At 40.1% G+C, this 20,122-nt stretch carries 24 protein-coding genes, 1 pseudogene and 1 other annotated feature; of the genes and pseudogenes, 8 read left to right on the forward strand and 17 right to left on the reverse strand.

Annotation, left to right across the window (positions count from 1 at the left end; all coding sequences use genetic code 11):
* Window positions 1–95 precede the first annotated feature (95 nt).
* From HMPREF2701_RS08430 to HMPREF2701_RS08440, 3 genes are read right to left on the reverse strand one after another with little or no spacing between them, the layout of a single operon-like run.
* Window positions 96–986 carry an RluA family pseudouridine synthase gene (locus HMPREF2701_RS08430; protein ID WP_061589959.1) on the reverse strand — a complete coding sequence of 297 codons (891 nt, stop codon included), beginning with the start codon at window positions 984–986 and terminating at the stop codon, window positions 96–98.
* The gene (gene lspA, locus HMPREF2701_RS08435; RefSeq protein ID WP_061589960.1) at window positions 976–1,437 is read right to left on the reverse strand and encodes a signal peptidase II; all 462 of its coding nucleotides are present in this window, start codon (window positions 1,435–1,437) and stop codon (window positions 976–978) included. The genes HMPREF2701_RS08430 and lspA overlap by 11 nt, the downstream gene beginning before the upstream one ends.
* Window positions 1,434–2,342 (reverse strand): LysR family transcriptional regulator, encoded by a 909-nt coding sequence (locus HMPREF2701_RS08440; protein WP_001025693.1) that lies wholly within the window; start codon window positions 2,340–2,342, stop codon window positions 1,434–1,436. The genes lspA and HMPREF2701_RS08440 overlap by 4 nt, the downstream gene beginning before the upstream one ends.
* Between HMPREF2701_RS08440 and HMPREF2701_RS11565 the strand changes: the two are divergent.
* Window positions 2,335–2,424, forward strand: a pseudogene (locus tag HMPREF2701_RS11565) (AraC family transcriptional regulator); the annotation flags it as partial. The gene HMPREF2701_RS08440 and the pseudogene HMPREF2701_RS11565 overlap by 8 nt on opposite strands.
* A 273-nt stretch (window positions 2,425–2,697) precedes the next feature.
* Here the strand turns inward: HMPREF2701_RS11565 and rpmA are convergent.
* The 4 genes from rpmA to HMPREF2701_RS08460 form a co-directional block, all read right to left on the reverse strand.
* Window positions 2,698–2,991 carry a 50S ribosomal protein L27 gene (gene rpmA, locus HMPREF2701_RS08445; RefSeq protein ID WP_000916509.1) on the reverse strand — a complete coding sequence of 98 codons (294 nt, stop codon included), beginning with the start codon at window positions 2,989–2,991 and terminating at the stop codon, window positions 2,698–2,700.
* 16 nt (window positions 2,992–3,007) lie between these two features.
* Window positions 3,008–3,352: a ribosomal-processing cysteine protease Prp gene (locus HMPREF2701_RS08450; RefSeq protein WP_000613694.1), complete on the reverse strand. Its 345-nt coding sequence runs from the start codon at window positions 3,350–3,352 to the stop codon at window positions 3,008–3,010.
* Window positions 3,353–3,367: 15 nt separating this feature from the next.
* Window positions 3,368–3,682, reverse strand: a complete 315-nt coding sequence (gene rplU / locus HMPREF2701_RS08455; RefSeq protein WP_000109141.1) for a 50S ribosomal protein L21 — start codon at window positions 3,680–3,682, stop codon at window positions 3,368–3,370.
* Window positions 3,683–3,718: 36 nt separating this feature from the next.
* Window positions 3,719–3,898: a sequence feature (ribosomal protein L21 leader region), on the reverse strand.
* A gap of 64 nt (window positions 3,899–3,962) precedes the next feature.
* Window positions 3,963–4,649 (reverse strand): YoaK family protein, encoded by a 687-nt coding sequence (locus HMPREF2701_RS08460; protein WP_070482750.1) that lies wholly within the window; start codon window positions 4,647–4,649, stop codon window positions 3,963–3,965.
* Window positions 4,650–4,802: 153 nt separating this feature from the next.
* Between HMPREF2701_RS08460 and HMPREF2701_RS08465 the strand changes: the two genes are divergently transcribed.
* Together HMPREF2701_RS08465 and HMPREF2701_RS08470 are read left to right on the forward strand one after the other, a co-directional pair.
* Entirely contained in the window at window positions 4,803–5,786 is a 984-nt protein-coding gene (locus HMPREF2701_RS08465) for a Gfo/Idh/MocA family protein (protein WP_070482753.1), read from the forward strand.
* Window positions 5,776–6,858, forward strand: a complete 1,083-nt coding sequence (locus HMPREF2701_RS08470) for a DEAD/DEAH box helicase (protein ID WP_070482756.1) — start codon at window positions 5,776–5,778, stop codon at window positions 6,856–6,858. The genes HMPREF2701_RS08465 and HMPREF2701_RS08470 overlap by 11 nt, the downstream gene beginning before the upstream one ends.
* A gap of 173 nt (window positions 6,859–7,031) precedes the next feature.
* Here HMPREF2701_RS08470 and HMPREF2701_RS08475 read toward each other — a convergent pair whose 3' ends face one another.
* The 7 genes from HMPREF2701_RS08475 to glmU form a co-directional block, all read right to left on the reverse strand.
* The gene (locus HMPREF2701_RS08475; protein WP_061589962.1) at window positions 7,032–8,795 is read right to left on the reverse strand and encodes a glycerophosphoryl diester phosphodiesterase membrane domain-containing protein; all 1,764 of its coding nucleotides are present in this window, start codon (window positions 8,793–8,795) and stop codon (window positions 7,032–7,034) included.
* Between the two features lie 8 nt (window positions 8,796–8,803).
* Window positions 8,804–9,394 (reverse strand): 3'-5' exonuclease, encoded by a 591-nt coding sequence (locus HMPREF2701_RS08480; RefSeq protein ID WP_049551919.1) that lies wholly within the window; start codon window positions 9,392–9,394, stop codon window positions 8,804–8,806.
* A 250-nt stretch (window positions 9,395–9,644) separates the two neighbouring features.
* Window positions 9,645–10,136: a chromosome segregation protein RocS gene (gene rocS / locus HMPREF2701_RS08490; protein ID WP_000021242.1), complete on the reverse strand. Its 492-nt coding sequence runs from the start codon at window positions 10,134–10,136 to the stop codon at window positions 9,645–9,647.
* Window positions 10,137–10,212: 76 nt separating this feature from the next.
* The gene (locus tag HMPREF2701_RS08495) at window positions 10,213–10,905 is read right to left on the reverse strand and encodes a 5'-methylthioadenosine/adenosylhomocysteine nucleosidase (RefSeq protein ID WP_061589963.1); all 693 of its coding nucleotides are present in this window, start codon (window positions 10,903–10,905) and stop codon (window positions 10,213–10,215) included.
* Between the two features lie 16 nt (window positions 10,906–10,921).
* Window positions 10,922–11,233, reverse strand: a complete 312-nt coding sequence (gene macP, locus HMPREF2701_RS08500; RefSeq protein ID WP_000517861.1) for a cell wall synthase accessory phosphoprotein MacP — start codon at window positions 11,231–11,233, stop codon at window positions 10,922–10,924.
* An 11-nt stretch (window positions 11,234–11,244) separates the two neighbouring features.
* A complete protein-coding gene (locus tag HMPREF2701_RS08505) occupies window positions 11,245–11,790 on the reverse strand; it encodes an NUDIX hydrolase (protein ID WP_061589964.1) in 546 nt (181 codons plus the stop codon).
* A gap of 9 nt (window positions 11,791–11,799) precedes the next feature.
* Window positions 11,800–13,179, reverse strand: coding sequence for a bifunctional UDP-N-acetylglucosamine diphosphorylase/glucosamine-1-phosphate N-acetyltransferase GlmU (gene glmU / locus HMPREF2701_RS08510; RefSeq protein ID WP_020901745.1), 1,380 nt, complete (start codon window positions 13,177–13,179; stop codon window positions 11,800–11,802).
* 155 nt (window positions 13,180–13,334) lie between these two features.
* On the opposite strand from glmU, the gene HMPREF2701_RS08515 reads away from it, so the two are divergent.
* The 5 genes from HMPREF2701_RS08515 to lysS all read left to right on the forward strand — a co-directional run bounded on the left by HMPREF2701_RS08515 (window position 13,335) and on the right by lysS (window position 17,799).
* Window positions 13,335–14,135: a glycoside hydrolase family 25 protein gene (locus tag HMPREF2701_RS08515; protein ID WP_070482762.1), complete on the forward strand. Its 801-nt coding sequence runs from the start codon at window positions 13,335–13,337 to the stop codon at window positions 14,133–14,135.
* Window positions 14,136–14,229: 94 nt separating this feature from the next.
* Window positions 14,230–15,072, forward strand: a complete 843-nt coding sequence (locus HMPREF2701_RS08520) for a DUF368 domain-containing protein (protein ID WP_049552079.1) — start codon at window positions 14,230–14,232, stop codon at window positions 15,070–15,072.
* Window positions 15,072–15,551, forward strand: a complete 480-nt coding sequence (locus HMPREF2701_RS08525) for an aminoacyl-tRNA deacylase (RefSeq protein ID WP_061589966.1) — start codon at window positions 15,072–15,074, stop codon at window positions 15,549–15,551. The genes HMPREF2701_RS08520 and HMPREF2701_RS08525 overlap by 1 nt, the downstream gene beginning before the upstream one ends.
* Before the next feature lie 2 nt (window positions 15,552–15,553).
* A complete protein-coding gene (locus tag HMPREF2701_RS08530; RefSeq protein WP_061589967.1) occupies window positions 15,554–16,171 on the forward strand; it encodes a histidine phosphatase family protein in 618 nt (205 codons plus the stop codon).
* Window positions 16,172–16,308: 137 nt separating this feature from the next.
* Window positions 16,309–17,799: a lysine--tRNA ligase gene (gene lysS, locus HMPREF2701_RS08535; protein ID WP_050207953.1), complete on the forward strand. Its 1,491-nt coding sequence runs from the start codon at window positions 16,309–16,311 to the stop codon at window positions 17,797–17,799.
* A 61-nt stretch (window positions 17,800–17,860) separates the two neighbouring features.
* Here lysS and HMPREF2701_RS08540 read toward each other — a convergent pair whose 3' ends face one another.
* The 3 genes from HMPREF2701_RS08540 to HMPREF2701_RS08550 are packed head-to-tail and all read right to left on the reverse strand — an operon-like array spanning window position 17,861 to window position 19,990.
* The gene (locus tag HMPREF2701_RS08540; protein WP_061589968.1) at window positions 17,861–18,700 is read right to left on the reverse strand and encodes an amino acid ABC transporter substrate-binding protein; all 840 of its coding nucleotides are present in this window, start codon (window positions 18,698–18,700) and stop codon (window positions 17,861–17,863) included.
* A gap of 9 nt (window positions 18,701–18,709) precedes the next feature.
* Window positions 18,710–19,339, reverse strand: coding sequence for an amino acid ABC transporter ATP-binding protein (locus HMPREF2701_RS08545; protein WP_061589969.1), 630 nt, complete (start codon window positions 19,337–19,339; stop codon window positions 18,710–18,712).
* A gap of 9 nt (window positions 19,340–19,348) precedes the next feature.
* Entirely contained in the window at window positions 19,349–19,990 is a 642-nt protein-coding gene (locus HMPREF2701_RS08550; protein ID WP_049487112.1) for an amino acid ABC transporter permease, read from the reverse strand.
* Window positions 19,991–20,122: the final 132 nt, after the last annotated feature.

Below are 20,122 nucleotides of genomic sequence, written 5' to 3' on the forward strand. Positions count from 1 at the left end.
TCTTCATATCTATCCATTATAACATGAATGGTAGGAAATAGAAAAGAGTTGATAGGAAAAAGGTCGAGACAAGTCATCTCAACCTTTTATCACGTCTAATTCTTTCTCAATCTCTCCAATGTTTCCTTAAAAATCTCTGGGATATCTGCTGTAAATTCCAAAATCTCACCTGTTCTCGGATGAGTAAAACCTAAAGTCTTGGCATGAAGAAATTGTCCATGTCCTTTCAAAGTCTTGCGAGGACCATAGACTTCATCACCAGCGACTGGATGACCAATATAAGCCATGTGAACACGGATTTGATGGGTGCGGCCTGTTTCCAGCTGCAGCTCCACTAAGTTATAATCACCAAAGCGTTCCAAAACGTGGAAACGTGTCACTGCAGGCTTCCCTTTAGCAGTCACAGCCTGTTTCTTACGGTCTTTTTCACTACGGCCAATCGGAGCTTCAATCACACCACGATCATTGGGCAGATTTCCATGAACAATCGCCCAATATTTGCGGAGAGACTTTTTATCCTTGAGTTCTTGGGCAAGTGCTAGATGCGCCTCATCGTTTTTAGCAATCATGAGAAGGCCTGATGTATCCTTATCAATACGGTGAACAATTCCTGGACGCAGAACCCCATTGATACCCGACAAGTCCTTGATATGGTACATGAGGGCATTTACCAGAGTTCCACTAGTATGACCAGCACTCGGATGCACAACCATCCCCTGAGGCTTGTTAACGACGGCCACGTCCTCATCTTGGTAGACTATTTCTAGAGGAATATCTTCAGCCACATACTCTAAGACCTCTGGTTCTGGCACATGATAAGTGACCACATCGCCCTCTTGGACCGTGTACTTAGCTTTCTTGACTTGCCCATTGACCAAGACCTGTCCTGATTTAATTTGTTCATTCGCGAGACTACGTGATAATTCTGTCAAATCCGACAAAGCCTTATCCAAACGCAGGCCACCAGTTTCAATTTTAATTTCCATTTGTTTCCTCTTTTAGCATTGCAATCAATAAAATAATCACTCCAACAGTCAGATAGCTATCTGCCACATTGAAAATTGCAAAATTAATAAAGTCAAGGTGGAACATATCCACAACAAAGCCCTGACTGATCCTGTCAATAAAGTTTCCAAGACCACCCGCAATAATCAAAGTCAAACCCAAGACCATCCAGAGTGAGTCCTCCATGTGTTTATGCAGATACCAAATGGCACCTACCATAACAACCAGTGTAATGATAGCAAATAACCACTGCTGATCTTGTAACATGGAGAAGGCTGCCCCTCGATTTTGCAGGTAGGTCAAGCTAACGAAATTGGGTATCCACGAACGAACCTCACCCAGTGGAATCTGCCAGACGATATAGGATTTGACTAACTGATCTAGCGCAATCAAAAGCAGTACAACGACTGCCACTATTCCTCTTTTTTTCATGATTTCCTCTTCTGATCAAAATATTCTTGCATGACTTCTACGAAAAGAGTTCCAGCCTGACTAAGCTCCACTTCCTCACGTTTAACATAGACCATGCGATTATCTAGGTTATCCTTGAGACGAATAACTGTGATGCCATTGACGCTGTCACTATCTAAAAATCCAGAACCTGTCGCATAAGCGTCCGTCCGCTCCAAAATACCATTCAAAGTAGCACGGTCTGTCACATTGAACATCTGCGAGCTAGCGCTGGTATCAACAAAGTTCTCTGAATAATAAAGGTACTCGTCTTTCTCTTGAGTGAAACGAACCGTTGGTAGATCAGCTAAATCCTCCATGACCAATTCCTCTTTCTGGGCTAAAGGATGCCCCTCACGGAGATAAATATGGGTATGGAAAGGAATCAATTCAATGACTTCAAGGCCTAGCTTTTCAACCCGTTGCATAATCCCCTTTTTATTTTGATTGTTGAGGTAGATAATCCCAATCTCACTATGCCCTTGAGCCACTTCGTCTAAGATTTGAACAGTAGTTGATTCAAAAATACGGAAGTTCTTATAATCAGGATAACGCTCTGAAAATGCCGTAATGGTTGGTGGCAAGAAGTCATAGTGCTGGCTAGCAATGGAAAATTCATCCTTTTCTTCCTCAGGATTGGCATACTGATTTTGAAAAATATCAAATCCTTTAACCAATTCTTGCGCTTTTTCATAGAATTCCATACCACGACGGGTCAAGAAAGTCCCTGAACTAGTCCGACGGAAAATCTTAAAGCCCAACTCTTTTTCCAAATCACGAACAGAAATAGACAGACTCGGCTGACTAACATACATCTTTTCAGCTGCTTCACGGAAAGTACCACTATTGGCAATGGCCACAACATAGCGTAATTGTTGAATGTTCATCTTCTACCTCCAACTTCTCTATCTGTTCATTATACCATATTTTAGAAGTTTTCTAAAAAGGAAAAAAGTCAGGAAATTTTTAAGTCTCAATAAAGACTCTAACGTCTCAATACAAGAATTAGAATAATCTCTTTTTCAGTTCTTATCTGATTTCAAGCAAATAAAAACAGCAAATCTTTTTGATTTACCGTTTATAATATGATGCAAATTCAATTCCCATAATATGGGTAGCAAAATGGGTACCAAACCAAAAAAATAGGCTCTCCGAAATCTCGGAAAGCCTTATTTAATGCTATTTCTAGCTTCCTCGCCTTTTCATTTCAAGGCTCGGGATAAAAAGGTTCACTGGACCTTTTTATTTAGCGATTGGGTAAACAGAAACCTGCTTTTTATCGCGTCCTTTACGTTCAAAGCGTACTACGCCTTCAACTTTAGCGAACAAAGTATCGTCTCCACCACGTCCAACGTTTACACCTGGGTAGATGTGTGTACCACGTTGACGGTAAAGGATTGATCCACCTGTTACAGTTTGTCCGTCAGCTGCTTTAGCTCCAAGACGTTTCGCTTGTGAATCACGTCCGTTTGATGTAGAACCTCCACCTTTTTTGTGGGCGAAAAGTTGCAAGTTGTTAAGAGTCATTTTTAACATAATGTTTTCCTCCGTGTTAGTTTTCTGTGATAACTCTGGTTTGGACGAACTCAGAAGAGTTCTCCGATAAGTTTGCCATGCCTAAGAAAAATGATTCAAAGAATAACTGGGTCATTTCTCTCTGGTGTGAAGGAAGATCTTTTGGAATTTCAACCATCAGATAGCCACCTTCATCTTCGTTTAATTCTAGGATTGGTTCATAGCCTGCAAATTTTTCAATGGAATTGATAAAGTTAATGGCAAGCGTAGAAACCGATGCACACACGACATCAAAGCCGTATTCGCCACTCTCGGCGTGTCCAGTAATTTCCGCACTCCTCAGCTCGCCATCTTCGGCTCTCTCAAAGACTGCCTGTATCATGTGTTCTCCTTAAAATTAAGCGTTGATTGCGTTGATGACAACTTTAGTATATGGTTGACGGTGACCTTGTTTACGGTGGCTACCTTTTTTAGGTTTGTACTTATAAGTAACAACTTTCTTTTGTTTTCCTTGTTTTTCAACAGTTCCAACTACAGTAGCTCCAGCAACAAGTGGAGTTCCGACAACAGTGTTTTCACCACCAACAAGAACAACTTCGTTAAAAGTAACTTCTTGACCAGCTTCAACGTTCAATTTTTCAACGTAAACTGCTTGACCAACTTCAACTTTAACTTGTTTTCCGCCAGTTTTGATAATTGCGTATGTGCTCATTATGCACCTCCTATGATTTTTATGGGTTTCCCCGATTTTTTTGTGAAGACTCGCCTAGCATCGTGGGACGAACCACTTAAAAGAAGAGCTCTAAGTATAACAAAGAATAAACTAGGAATTGAGCCGAAGACATAACTTATGTTAGGCAAGGCGACAATGACGAAGTTTAAATTTGTTATACGACGAGCAACGATGTTCGTGCGGTTGCACAGGATCGTGCATAGTCAACTCTTCAAGTATAGCATATCTCCTATTTTCTTACAAGTAATAACACCTAAAATCAAGCTTTTTCTTTTACTTTTTTCTGCCACGAGGCAAAAAGCATACTGAGATAAAAAATACTCATCATAATAGGAACACCAAGAATGGTCTTTTCCTGATAAAAAATCGTCAAATAGGCTGAAAAGACAACGCCAAGGACAAAACTAGTAAGCAGGCTAACAAATATGAACCCTTCACGCAAAAAAGGAGTGTGCTTGGTTCGGAAATAATCTCCAAAAGCCAGCATGGTCCGCTTGATATTTCCTGTCATAAAGGCATTATTATAAGCAATACCCGACACTTCTCCGAAAGCAGTTGTCACCAGTCCCATACAGAAGGCCAAGGGCGGTACTAGATAGATATTATCCACAGTCTGAGGCACAAAACCAATAATGATTGATAAGATTGCCAAAGGAATCAGTGACAGAATCGGTTTTTTCACAATTCTCAATTTTTCCTTATAAACAGTTAATAAAAAGACACCCATCATAAAAGCTAGTAAGGTGAGAACCTTGTCCCTAACATCTGAAACATTATTCTGGATTAATTCTACTGAAAGAAAGACAACATTCCCAGTTTGTCCAGCTACAAGAGTGTTCCCTCGCACAATAAAAGTATAGGCGTCTACATATCCTGCACAAAAAGTCAAAAAAAGCGCTAGCCTCTTAGACTGACGTGATATTTTTCTTATAGGTAATAACCTCATTTTCCCTCCCATTTCATTTACTCATCTCATTATTGTACCACTTTCTTTGGGAAAGTCCTAGTAGCTTATTTGAAATTTTTTCCCCTCTGTTGGATAGTCCCGTCTATCTATGTTATAATGAAAGAAGGATTTGAAATCGGAAAAGGAGTAACTATGCTTAAATTAGGTGTCATCGGAACAGGGGCTATCAGCCATCACTTCATAGAAGCAGCCCATACCAGCGGAGAATACCAGCTTGTCGCAGTCTATTCTAGAAAACTAGAAACTGCAACAACCTTTGCTTCTCACTATCAGGATATCCAACTCTTTGATCAAGTAGAGGACTTCTTCAAGAGCTCTTTTGATGTAGTCTATATTGCTAGTCCAAACTCCTTGCATTTTGCTCAGTCACAAGCTGCCTTGTCTGCTGCTAAACACGTTATTCTTGAAAAGCCAGCTGTCACGCAGCCACAAGAATGGCTGGATTTGAGACATACAGCTGAGAAAAATCACTGTTTTATCTTCGAAGCAGCTCGTAATTATCACGAGGAAGCTTTCACAACTATCAAAAACTTCTTAGCAGACAAGCAAGTGTTAGGGGCAGATTTCAACTATGCCAAGTATTCTTCCAAGATGCCGGACTTATTGACTGGACAGACACCTAACGTCTTTTCAAACCATTTTGCTGGAGGAGCCCTTATGGATTTGGGGATTTATCCCCTCTACGCTGCCGTTCGTCTCTTTGGAAAAGCTAAGGATGCAACCTATCAGGCTCAACAGCTTGACAATAGCATTGACCTAAATGGTGACGGAATCCTCTTCTACCCAGACTATCAAGTTCATATCAAGGCTGGAAAAAACATCACTTCCAATCTCCCTTGTGAGATTTATACAGCAGATGGAACCTTGACACTCAACACGATTGAACATGTCCGCTCAGCTATTTTTAGCGACCACCAAGGAAATCAAGTCCAGCTCCCTATCCAACAGGCTCCTCATACGATGACTGAGGAAGTCGCTGCATTTGCACAGATGATCCAGCAACCAGACCAGATGCTCTACCAGAATTGGCTGGACGATGCAGGCTCTGTTCATGAGCTACTATATACCATGCGCCAGACTGCTGGCATTAGATTTGAGGCAGAAAATGAAAACTAAACTACCGACTGAATGGCAAGAACTGAGCGACCAACTTGGTTTCCAAGAATTTACCCCCATTCAAACTCAACTATTTGAGCCACTTCTTGCAGGAGAAAATCTCCTGGGAGTGAGCCCAACAGGAACTGGTAAGACCCTATCTTACCTCCTACCAAGTCTTCTCAGACTACAAAAGAAAAAAGCGCAACAACTCTTGATTCTAGCACCAAATACAGAACTTGCTGGACAGATTTTTGATGTATGTAAAACGTGGGCAGAAGCTATCGGTTTGACAGCACAACTATTCTTATCAGGTTCAAGTCAGAAACGCCAAATTAAACGACTCAAAAAAGGACCAGAAATTCTGATTGGAACCCCTGGCCGTATCTTTGAGTTGATTAAATTGAAAAAAATCAAGATGATGAATGTGGAAACCATCATTCTGGATGAATTTGACCAGTTACTTGATGATTCTCAGATACACTTTGTCGAGAAAATCACTCACTACGCACCTCGTGACCATCAACTCATCTACATGAGTGCGACAACCAAGTTTGACCAAGAAAAGATTGCATCTAACACGCGAACCATTGATCTCTCTGACCAAAAATTGGACAACATTCAACATTTCTATATGCAGGTAGACCAGCGTCACCGAGTGGATATGCTACGAAAACTGGCTCATGTAGAGGATTTCCGCGGACTAGTCTTCTTTAACAGCCTATCAGACCTTGGAAGCGCAGAGGAAAAATTACAGTATCGGGATATCTTGGCTGTTTCTCTAGCTAGTGATGTCAATGTCAAATTTAGAAAAGTCATCTTAGAAAAGTTTAAAGATAAGCAACTAACCCTGCTTCTTGCAACTGACCTTTTGGCACGTGGAATTGATATTGATAGCCTCGAATGTGTTGTAAACTTTGATGTCCCTAGAGATATCGAAACATATACTCACCGTGCTGGCCGTACAGGTCGTATGGGCAAGGAAGGTTATGTTATCACTCTCGTCACTCATCCAGAAGAAATCAAAAAACTCAAAAAGTTTGCAAGCGTACGAGAAATTGTCCTAAAAAATCAAGAACTCTATATCAAATAAGGTTGGCGAGAGCCAACCTCTGATTTAAAATAAAATCCTCAGAATACGAGTTTCTAAGGACCTTATCTCAAGACTGAGCCTAGGACAATAGTCCCTTATCTCCAAAAAAGCAACGTATTTGCCGTTGCTTTTTTGTGGTTGAGAACTATTTTGTATCAGGCTCTTTTTGCTTACTAAAAATTAAAGAATTCCATAGCCTGTTTGAAAAGCAAATCAGTATACTCTGGGTCTTCTTGGGCAATAGTAACCTGATCTTGAATCATTTCCAAGTCATCTGTTATCATTCCATCTGCTCCCAAATGAACTGATTTATCAAAGGACTCTGAACTATTGATGGTCCAAACGTACAATTTCTGATCGGTATTCCAAAGCTTGTTGACAAAATTTTCATCTAAAGTTGAATACTCCATGGTATAACCTGTAGCCTTGGTTCTTGGAAAAATACTATTATAAGGTAGGATGAAATAGATTGGAATTTGAGAATCGTAGGCTAAAACCTGATCAATCACATGGTAGTCCAAGGATTGAATTTGGTGACCATTCTGCTTAAGAACCGTTCCATATTTTTCCATAAAGCGTTTCATCATATCAGGGCTATCTTTTCGACTGGTTTTAATCTCAATAAGAAGTTTTTGATGCAATTCATTGGCTTTATTGAGGTAGTCATCAAAACTGGACACCTTGCTATGATAACCATTTTCTGAAATATCGAGTTTGGTTAATTCTTTCAAAGTTAGATCCTGTGGATTGGCATTAACACCTGTCAGATTCTTGATATTGGCATCATGCATCATGACAAACTGGCCATCTTTCGTTTCCTGAACATCTGTCTCAACAAAGTCTGGACTTAGTTGGGCTGTCTTTTCTAAAGATTGAACTGTATTCTGCACACCATTCTTATTGGATACTCCCCTGTGAGAGATAATTAAAGGTTTATTGGCCACTGGAGCTTCCAAATAAACATAACCCTCAAGAGCGAAAAAGATACAAGCACAGCCCATCACTCCCCATCTCATCCAGTGATCTTTCTTTCTCCTTGGTGTGATCTCTAGTTCTTCTCCTGTTAGGAAGGAAACAAACTTAATGAGAAAATAAGTCAAGGCTATGTAGTGGAAATTCTTAATCAAGACAAAGTTGATAATTCCCAGTACAAGAGATTCCTTATGAGTCAGACCATCCATCAGCACTTGACTTGCTAGGATTGGAATCAACAGAAGAATGAAAAATAGGTAGGTTTTGACGACAATCCAAAGCAAGTTCCAAGTATAAAACCAGGAGTGCTTTCTTGTCTTCTCTAGACTGTATCTGACAGCTTCTTTGACTGTTTTCTTTTCAAATAAAAGCTGAGGTAGGGCAAACATGAAACGCACTGAAATGTAAAATAGCAGTAAAGCCAGAATAGTAACCACTATACCTACTAGCCAATACTTGTCTTCCACATAATCAACGATAAAGTCCGGAATGACAATTTTATTGAGGTAATAAATCTTTAAAATCTTTCGAATCAATGGAAAGAGCATCATGACATAAAAGAAGATAAAGGCTATCTTTGCAAGCGTGACTTGCTTCATAAACAAGAAACTTTGGTGAAAGACCTTGCGACTGTACTCTAGCAAGGTTCTCTTTTCATGACATAATAAATGCCGAGCACCAATAAAGAGAAGTCCTATCTGGTAATAGGCGACCAATAAATTAACAATTACCAGAACAAATAAAGCAAGACTAATAAAGGGTGAACCCGTTATAATTGCAAAAATATTATTGTAAGAAAGAAAGAGATAGCCTGTCTGACGGAGCAAAAGTCCAGCAATCCAAGAATTTGATGGTAACCAGACAAACTCAATCATCATGAAAGTCAAGAAAAAGAGAAAGAGAATTTTATCTAGATTAAAGTATATCTGCTTAAAACCTAGATTTTTAGGTTTTTCAGGTTTCATAGGTACTCCTAGTCAAATAATTGAGACAAGTCCAAGCCTCCAAAAGGATTATTCGAGAGGCTACTTTCTGCCCCTAACAATTCTCTAGCTTGATCCGACTCTAGAAAGGACTCGTAAACACGCGCTGTCATCCGTGCATCCTCTAAGCTATTATGAGACTGACCTTGAAATCCAAGAAAGGAGGCAACGGTTTGCAATTTGAGATTGGCAATACCATGTAAATCCGAACTCCGACGTTCAAAAGCTTCATCATACAAATCCACCTTATATTGCAGGCTGTAGTCTAAACCATGCTCTGCTAGAATAGGCAAATCACTTTTAGCAGCATTGTAGCCAACCATGTGTAAAGAACCCACAAACTCTTGGAAATCTTTTATAACTTTCTCCACTGGAGGAGCATCTTTTAAGGTCTCGGCTGTAATCCCAGTCAAACCATTGATAAAACTTTTTAGAGGTACACTGGTATGAACATAAGAATCATAGGCATCTATTTCCTGACCATCTCTAAAATGCACTGCCGATACTTGAATCAAGTGTGTTTGCCCTTCATGCTGATTAAATTCTAAGTCAAAAGCAATGTAATCTTCTAATCGTTCCATTCTATACCTCTCCTATACTGTTATTTTATACTCTTCGAAAATCAAATTCAAACCACGTCAACGTCGCCTTGCCGTAGGTATGGTTACTGACTTCGTCAGTTCTATCTGCAACCTCAAAACAGTGTTTTGAGCAACCTGCGGCTAGCTTCATTGTTTGCTCTTTGATTTTCATTGAGTATTAATTGAGCAACTATACTATTAGAAACAAAAGAAGCCATCAGGTTAGCATTTAACCTAAACAGCTCCTTGATTATCCTCCAAATAAACGAGCAAAAAAGCCTTTCTTAGTTGATTGGACTTCTTCTTTTGCTTGGTCCAGCTCTAGCTTAAGATTTTCTTGATCCTTCATGGCTTGAAGGGTCAATTGTTGCTGCTGATCGAGTTGTTTGTCTTTCTCAGCAATCTGACGGTCTTTGATACGCATCTGCTCGTCTTTTTCTGATAACTGACGATCCTTGGCTTTTAATTGTTCATAGAGACGAAGAATTTCAGCATTCTTCTCATCAACCAGAATCTCCATCAGTTCACGCTGCTTGACATCTTCACTGACAGGCTCATCTTCAAAAATCGTTTTTTTATAGATTTCTTCTAGCTTAATCAAGCCACTTCTGGTAACGACTGTTACCCCTTTGTCATTTTTATCTGTGTCTTCTTCTGGTAATTCTTTGACACGGTTATTGATTGCTTGGCGAGATAATCCTAAGACCTCTGCAATCTCACTGACGGTCATTTCAATACTCATAATATCCTCTGAAACGTTTTCTAGCTTTTCTTTACTTAAATCTTATCATAAGCTAGAAAAACTGTCAAATTTTCGCTTAATTTAAAGCCTTCAAAAAGGCTAACAAGACTTGGGCAGAGCGACGTCCAGCTTCGATAATAAACTCATCAAAAGAGATGTTTGCTTCATGGTTGGCATTGTCACTCATAGCTCGAATAACTAAAACTGGAAGATTAAGAGCATGCGCTGCCTGAGCAATAGCTGTCCCCTCCATCTCCACGGCCAAAACTTCTGGGAAATGGGACTTAATAGCTTCTATCTTGTCATTTCCTGCAACAAAACTATCTCCTGTAGCAATCAAACCAAGATGCCAGTTCTGATCCAATTGAGATAAACTCTCTTGGATTTTAGCAACAAAGGTTTTATCTGATTCGAAATAAAGCGGTTGTTGCGCCATTTGTCCATAAGCATAGCCAAAAGCTGTGACATCCACATCATGATAGGCTAATTTGTCAGCAATCACAACATCACCAACAGCAATACCTTCTGCCACTGCCCCAGCAGATCCTGTGTTAATCAAAGCGTCCACCTGGAAATGATCAGCTAAAATTGCCACACTCATAGCAGACATGACCTTACCAATTCCACTCTCTACAAGAACGACTTCATGCGAGGCAATGGTTCCTGTATGATAGGTATTGCCTAAAACAACTTGCTCCTGGGCATTGTCTAAATGCTGGACCAGATAAGCCAGTTCTTCTGGCATAGCCGCAATAATTCCTATTTTCATTTCAATTCCTTTTCTATTACAAAAGTTTCATTGCTAAGACAAGCAAAATCAAGAGAAAGATGACCGCGAATAAGATTTTATTTAACTTAGAATTGAAGACATTTCTCTTGGTATTTTCAATGCGACGGCTTTTATGAATAGACGGTTCGACCTGAATCTTCAAGGTTTCCTGGCTAAAACCATGATCCTTAGGATTGGCATAACCAAAACGGGAAGAAGAGGTTGGTAAAATCTTGGTTTCCTCGTCATCAAGCAAAGGGGGACCCGAAATTTTTTCGCCTCTATTAGCTCTTTCAATCATTTCATCCGTTAATAAAGGTTTACCCATACTGACCTCCTCTATTTTTTGTGCAATTCCCAATACTGAACAGCCATAATTGTCTTGGCATCACAGATATGACCTGATTGGATTAATTCCTTGGCTTCTTCTAAGCTCACTTCAAGAACTTCCAATGTTTCATCCTCATCCTGCGAACGCGGATTTTCCACCTTTTTCAAATCACTTGCTAGGTATAGTTTTAACTTTTCATTACAAAAGCCGATGGCTGAGTAAAAATCGTACAAGAGTTCCAATTTCCCTGTATAGGCTGTTTCTTCCTCTAATTCACGCAAAGCTGCTGCAACAGGGTCTGTATTTTCTCCTACTTCCAACTTTCCGGCTGGAATTTCGTAAGAGACAGCCTCGATAGCTTTGCGGTACTGCTTGACCAAGATGAGTTTTTGTTCATCCGTTACAGCTAAAACACAGACAGCTCCATTGTGGAAAATCAAATCCCGTTGGGCAGTTCCCTTTCCTTCTGGTAATTCAACCTGATCTTGGACCAGTTTAAAAATTGGCCCTTGATAGATTTCTTTTCGGCTAAGCGTTTTTTCTTCAAATTCCATGATAGGCTCCTACTGATTCTTAGGATGGTGAGGAAGGCGTGTTGCATATTCGTCTTTATTGACCTGACGACCGCGACCAATAGCAATAGCATCCGCCGGCACGTCTTTAGTAATCGTTGAACCAGCACCAACGAGGGAATTGTCACCAAGTTCTACTGGCGCAATAATGGTTGAGTTTGAACCAACAAAGACATTGTTTCCAATGACTGTCTTGTATTTGTTTTTGCCGTCATAGTTGACTGTAATGGTTCCAGCACCAAAGTTAACATGGCTACCCACTTCACAGTTTCCGATATAAGTCAAATGACCAGCCTTGGTATTCTCACCGATTGAAGAACCTTTAACTTCAACAAAGTTTCCAATATGAACTTGGGCACCCAGACTTGAACCTGGACGAATGTGGGCATAAGGACCGACTGTCACACCGTCAGCAACACTACTTTCCTCAATCATAGAGTTGGTAATAACAGCTCCTGCTCCGATAGTGCTATCCACTATATACGTTCCATTTGTCAAAACAGTCTCAGCACCAATTTTCGTTTGCCCTTTCAAGGTAACATTGGCTTCGATTTGAACTTCAGGAGCAATCTCAACATCAATATCGATATAAGTTGCTTCTGGGTTGACAAAGCTGACCCCATTGACCATGTGTTTATGATTGATGCGACGACGCATAACCGACTCAGCAGTCGCAAGAGCCACACGGTCGTTTACTCCAAGACTCTCATCAAAATCTTTCAAAGTATAAGCGCCAACTTTTTCACCAGCTTCACGGAAAATGCCAATGACATCTGTAATATAGTATTCACCTTGAGCGTTATTGGTATTGATATTTTTCAAAGCCTCAAACAAACGCTCGTTATCAAAAACATATGTTCCAGTATTGATTTCCTTGATTTGTTTCTCAAAATCTGTAGCATCCTTCTGCTCCACAATGCGAAGAACTTCAGCATTGTCATTACGTACAATTCGTCCATAGCCAAAAGGATTATCTGTTTCAGCAGTCAAGATAGTAGCCACATTTTTATGATTGATGTGGAAATCAATCAAGTTTTTCAAGCTTTCACCTGTGATTAAAGGAGTATCTCCTGCGATGACCAAGGTGTGACCTGACAAACCTTCCAAAATTGGCTCTGTCATCATAACCGCATGACCAGTCCCTAACTGTTCAGATTGAGTTACAAATTCTGTCTGTCCAGCCAAGACCTCTTCAACCAATTCTGCCTTGTGTCCGACAACTGTGACTGTCTTTTCAGGTTGGATAGCTCCCACACTACGGAAAACATGTTCTAGCATAGAAATACCCGCAACCTTGTGCAAAACTTTTGGCAAATCCGATTTCATGCGAGTTCCTTTACCCGCTGCTAAAATAATGGCATAATTTGACATAATCTTCTCTTTTCTCTAGAAATTCCCTTTTATTATACCATATTTCAAATCATTCCGCGCTCTTGAATGAAAAAATGCTCTAAAGTCCTCTATTAACCCATTTTTTGAGTATTTTTTTTTGATTTTTTTTCATTTATAAGGTAAAATTATAAGATATGAGAAAGAAAATTAATCCGCTTATTTTGTTTGGTTTTTTTGGGATTATGATTTTCATTTTAATCCTAAATCGCCCTCGTTTTGAGGACCATCCTGTAAAAACAAAGTCAAATATCGCGCAAGTAGAATCGCAAGCGCTACATAATATAGATAAACCGGTGATTGATGTTTCTGGTTGGCAACGATCTGAGGAAATTAATTACGATACTCTCTCCCAAAACATTTCAGGAGCTATTGTTCGCGTCCATAGTGGCGCTCAGTCTTCAAAAGAGAATGATGCTTCCTTTGTTAATGGGGTAGACAAGGCCTTTAAAACCCATATTACCGAGTTTCAAAAACGAAATGTCCCAGTTGGGGTCTATGCCTATGTAGCTGGAAAAAGTATCCAAGAAATGGAAAAGGCTGCTGAAAGTTTTTATAATTCCGCATCGCCATACAGCCCTAGCTACTATTGGCTAGATGTGGAAGAAAAAACCATGTCCAATATGAACGAAGGTGTTGAAGCCTTTCGTGCAAAACTAGAATCACTAGGTGCTAAAAATATCGGAATCTACGTTGGGGTCTATTTCATGGAAGAACACAGTATTGATACTGACAAGTTTACGTCTGTGTGGATTCCTTCCTATGGTTCTGACTCAGGATTTTACGAGGCAACTCCTAAGACTGATATAGATTATGACATTCACCAGTACACTTCTAAAGGAAAAATTGCTGGCTTTGACCACGATTTGGATATCAACGTCATCTCTTCTTTAAAAAATAAAGAAGAAACCTTTAGAAGACTCTTTTTAACACCTTAAAAGCATTTGTTTCTCATTTGCTTTTTCTTTTTGTTTTAGATTGTGATACAATATAGTAAGGATTTTTTGAAATAGAAATAGTTGGAGGAAAAATATGCTCTCATGGTTAGCACGCGTTATTAAAGGGATTGTCATTGCTCTGGGATTTATCTTACCAGGAATTTCCGGAGGGGTTCTAGCAGCAATCTTAGGAATTTATGAACGAATGATTGGTTTTCTGGCTCATCCCTTTAAAGACTTTAAAGAAAATGTTTTGTACTTTATTCCAGTTGCCATTGGTATGCTTCTGGGAATCGGCTTATTTTCCTATCCGATTGAATACCTGCTTGAAAATTATCAGGTCTTTGTCTTATGGAGCTTTGCAGGAGCTATCATTGGTACAGTTCCTAGCCTCCTCAAAGAATCAACTCGAGAATCTGATCGAGACAAGATTGATTTAGTCTGGTTCTGGATAACCTTTATCATTTCTGGATTAGGACTCTATGCCTTAAATTTTGTCGTTGGAACCTTGAGCGCCAGCTTTCTTAATTTCGTCCTAGCTGGTACACTGCTGGCTCTTGGCGTATTAGTTCCTGGCCTCAGTCCATCAAACCTACTTTTGATTTTGGGACTCTATGCTCCTATGTTGACTGGTTTTAAAACCTTTGACCTCTTGGGAACCTTCTTCCCGATTGGAATCGGTGCAGGTGCAACTCTCATCATTTTTTCAAAATTGATGGATTATGCCTTAAACAACTACCACTCACGTGTCTATCATTTCATCATCGGTATCGTCCTTTCAAGTACCCTTTTGATCTTGATCCCAAATGCAGGAAATGCTGAAAGTATCCAGTACACCGGTATTTCTCTTGTTGGGTATGTCATCATTGCCTTCTTCTTTGCACTGGGAATCTGGCTTGGTATTTGGATGAGCCAATTGGAGGATAAGTATAAATAATGGCAAAAAAAGTTAAAATCAAAAAAACATTGGTGGAACAAATCCTGTCTAAAGCAGGTATCCCACATCAGGGGATTCAAATCAATGCCCTGGAAGGAAAGCTTCCTCAAGGTTATGAACGAAATCAGATTTTCAAAACCTTGGCGCTTTTGGGAGATAAAACAGGACCGATTATCGGAATTGTCCCTATCACCCAACACTTGTCTGAAAAGAAACTAGCCAAAATTTCTGGCAATAAAAAAGTGAGCATGATTCCACAAAAAGACTTGGAAAAAACAACTGGTTACATTCATGGAGCAAATAATCCTGTCGGAATTCGTCAGAAACACAATTATCCCATTTTTATCGATAAAATCGCTCTAGACTTGGATCAAATGATTGTCTCTGCAGGCGAAGTTGGTCACAGCATTATCGTCGCACCGCAAGACTTGGCTAGCTTTGTAAAAGCTGACTTTGTAGATATCTTGGAGGGCAACTAAGAATGAAACTCTACTTTGTCCGCCACGGTCGTACCCTCTGGAACCAAGAAGGTCGCTTTCAAGGTGCTAGTGGAGATTCCCCCCTTCTTCCTGAATCCATTGACACCCTAAAACGACTTGGCCAGTATCTCAAGGATGTTCCTTTCGATCAGATTTATTCAAGTGATTTACCTCGAGCGGTCAAATCTGCTGAGATTATCCAAAGTCAACTCCAGACCCCCTGTCCTTTAGAAAGTGTTCCTAATCTCCGTGAATGGCAGCTGGGGAAGTTGGAAGGTTTGAAAATTGCAACCTTGGAAGCTATTTACCCGCAACAAATCAAAGCTTTTCGATTTAATCTTGCTCAATTTGACACTCAAATGTTTGGAGCCGAATCCCTCTATAGCACAACACAACGGACCATCCAATTTATCAAATCATTAAAAGATAGTCCAGCTGAGCGTATTCTAATTGTCGGTCACGGCGCCAATCTTACTGCCAGTCTTCGTACTCTTCTAGGATATAAAGAACCACTTCTTCGTAAAGATGGCGGTCTAGCAAATGCCAGCCTAACCATTCTAGAAACCCATGATTTTGAAACATTCACTCTCGATACTTGGAATGACACTTCCTATCAATAACAGAACTTGATTATAGTGTCAAGTTCTTTTTAGTTTTGAAAGATTATCCGTGAATTTCTTGCTTATTTATGATAAAATGGGAGTATCGCAAAAAATGACTCATCGTATTCAATTTTGAGTAAAACTAGGAGGATCCCATGTCAACAGAACATATGGAAGAACTAAATGACCAGCAGATCGTTCGCCGTGAAAAAATGGCTGCGCTCCGTGAACAAGGAATCGATCCTTTCGGAAAACGTTTTGAACGTACTGCAAATTCACAAGAATTAAAAGATAAATTTGCTGACCTCGATAAAGAACAATTACACGATAAAAACGAAACAGCTACTATCGCAGGACGCTTGGTAACCAAACGTGGTAAAGGTAAAGTAGGTTTTGCCCACCTTCAAGACCGCGAAGGTCAAATTCAGATCTACGTTCGTAAGGATGCTGTCGGTGAAGAAAACTATGAAATCTTCAAAAAAGCAGACCTTGGTGACTTCCTTGGTGTAGAAGGTGAAGTCATGCGTACAGATATGGGAGAACTCTCTATCAAAGCTACTCACATCACTCACTTGTCTAAAGCACTTCGCCCACTTCCTGAGAAATTCCACGGTTTGACAGATGTTGAAACAATTTACCGTAAACGTTACCTTGACTTGATTTCTAACCGTGAAAGCTTTGAGCGCTTTGTCACTCGTTCAAAAATCATTTCTGAAATCCGTCGTTATCTTGACCAAAAAGGTTTCCTTGAAGTGGAAACACCTGTTCTTCATAATGAAGCCGGTGGTGCTTCTGCCCGTCCATTTATCACCCACCATAATGCCCAAAATATTGATATGGTTCTTCGTATTGCGACTGAGCTTCACTTAAAACGCCTTATCGTTGGTGGTATGGAACGCGTTTATGAAATTGGCCGTATCTTCCGTAACGAAGGAATGGATGCTACTCATAACCCTGAATTTACTTCTATCGAAGTATACCAAGCTTATGCTGACTTCCAAGACATCATGGACTTGACGGAAGGCATTATCCAACATGCTGCTAAATCAGTCAAAGGCGATGGTCCTGTTAACTATCAAGGTACTGAAATCAAGATCAACGAACCATTTAAACGTGTTCACATGGTGGATGCTATCAAGGAAATTACTGGTGTAGATTTCTGGCAAGATATGACTTTGGAAGAAGCTAAAGCTATCGCTGCTGAGAAGAAAGTTCCAGTTGAGAAACACTACACTGAAGTTGGTCACATTATCAATGCCTTCTTTGAAGAGTTTGTTGAAGAAACCTTGATCCAACCAACCTTTGTCTATGGACATCCAGTAGCTGTATCTCCACTGGCTAAGAAAAATCCTGAAGACCAACGTTTTACTGACCGTTTCGAGCTCTTCATCATGACTAAGGAGTACGGTAATGCCTTTACTGAGCTCAACGACCCAATCGATCAACTTAGCCGTTTTGAGGCCCAAGCTAAAGCCAAAGAACTTGGTGATGATGAAGCAACAGGCATCGACTATGACTACATCGAGGCTCTTGAATACGGTATGCCACCAACAGGTGGTTTGGGAATCGGTATCGACCGTCTCTGCATGCTCCTCACTGACACAACCACTATCCGTGATGTATTGCTCTTCCCAACAATGAAATAACCTCTTATCCTCTGGTACTTGCCAGAGGATTTTTCGATACAAAAAGAGACTGAGGAAAAACTCAATCTCTACTTTTCACTTCTTTGGTTGCCACATCTTCTCCAAACCATTTTTGGCTGATTTCTTGGAACTTCCCTTCTTGATGTAGTTCAACAAAGGCTTGATTTAAAGCTTGCAGTAATATTTTGTCAGCAGGTCTGACTCCGACCGCAAAGGATTCACTTTCAAATCCTGCTGAAAAGACATTGTAGTCATTTAATATACCTTCAGACTGGAGATAGTAATTAGCATACACTCGGTCAATCAACAAGGCATCAATCCGGTCATTTTTCAAATCAATCAAGGCTTCATTGAAACTCTGGTATTGATTGGCCTTCTGGTCTTTAACACGATTTTTCAATAAATCTGGCTGCGCTTCAAATTCTAGATAACCAGAGGATCCTGCTTGGGCTCCCAAGGTCTTATCCTTCATATCCTCTACTGAATGGATCTGCTGGCTTTTCTTCGCAACCAGAACTTGCTGATTTTCCATGTATGGAATGCTAAAAGCAACCTTCTCTCGGCGTTCATCAGTGGCAGAATAGCCATTCCAGATGGCATCTATGGTTCCATTTTGCAGTTCTGTCTCCTTCATATCCCAGTCGATTGGTTGAAATTGAACCTTAAAACCTAATTTTTCAGAGACAGCTTGTGCTAAGTCAATATCAAAGCCTGTATATTGGCCATTCTTTTCTTCAAATCCCATGGGTACAAAGGTATTGTCAAAACCAATGGTTATACTCCCCTGCTCTTGATACTTATCCCAGTTATCCTGCTTTGGATCATTGGCTTTCTGAGTACAAGCCGTTAAAAAGAGAGTCAGGAGAGAAACCAATACTAAAGCAATTTTCTTATTAGTCATTGGCACCTCCTACTTGGGTTCAACCTTGAGAATCTGATCTGCGATATTTTCAGCAAACTGAAAATCATGGGTAACCACAATCTGGGTCATGCCAAGTTCCCTATTTTGCAAGATCAGTTTTTCCACTTCCAAGCGTAATTCAGGATCTAGGGCAGAAGTTGGTTCATCGTAACCAATGATTTCTGGGTCAATCATCATAGCACGCGCCAAGGCCACCCTTTGCTTTTGCCCACCTGATAGTGAGAAGGGATAAGCATCTGCATGTCCTGCCAGTCCTAATTGTTCCAAAAGACCTCGCGCCTTCTGCTCAGCCTCATCCTGCTTCATTCCCATCGTTTTCACAGGCGATAAGGTCAAATTGTCTAGAACTGATAAATGAGGGAACAGTTGAAAATCTTGGAATACAAATCCCAGTAGATTGCGCTTCTCCAGTTCATCCAATTCTAAAGGTTTTCCATTATAAAAAATTTCCCCTGAATCAATGGTTTCAAGACCTGCGAGCATGCGTAAGAGAGTTGTCTTACCTCCACCAGAAGGCCCAACGATAGCCAGGATTTGCTTTTCAGGAATTTTTAGACTGAAATTAGATAAAATTTGCTTTTCACCAAAGCCCTTATTGATATTTCGTAATTCCAACATAGTAGCCTCCTATCTATAGTAACTGTACTTCTTCTCAACTTTTTTGGCAAGAATAGTCACAATACCAATTAAAATTAAGTAAATGGCTCCTGCCAAGAACATTGGGACCAGACTAGCATCACGGTTGGCAGCTGTTCGACTAGCCAGGATAAGGTCTGAAATTCCTAGCGCATAGACCAAAGAAGTATCCTTGACCAAACTCATAACTTCGTTAAATACACTAGGAAGAACAATCTTGGTCACTTGGGGCAAGATAATATAGCGAACTGTGTCAAAGGGACTAAACTTCAAAACCTTAGCAGCCTCATATTGACCTTTAGGAATGGTATCAATCCCTCCACGGAAGATTTCAGCAAAGTAAGCCGCATAATTCAAAACAAAGGCAATAATGGCCGCAGGAAGACGATCCAAACGGATCCCAATGCTTGGCAGCACATAATAGATAAAAATCAATTGCAAGAGCAAGGGTGTTCCCCGCATAATCCAAATATAAATATTAATCAGATGATGGAGGGGCTTCCAATGGACTTGCAAGGCAAAGGCAATCAAAACGCCCAAGGGAATAGAAAAAATCAAGACCAGTGCAAAAACCTGCAAAGTCATGCTTGCACCGCTCAATAAACTCGGTAATATCTCAAACAAATAAGACATACTGCACCTCCTAAAAATAATTGTTCCTATTATAGCATAAATAAACAAAATAACCAATAATTTTTGTAAAAAAATTCTCTTTAAAAAGAAAAACTATATCTATCAAAAAAGAAAGGACGAAATGTGTCCTTT

The sequence above is a fragment of the Streptococcus sp. HMSC077D04 genome (assembly GCF_001808785.1).
GTDB classification, from domain to species: Bacteria; Bacillota; Bacilli; order Lactobacillales; family Streptococcaceae; genus Streptococcus; species Streptococcus mitis_BX.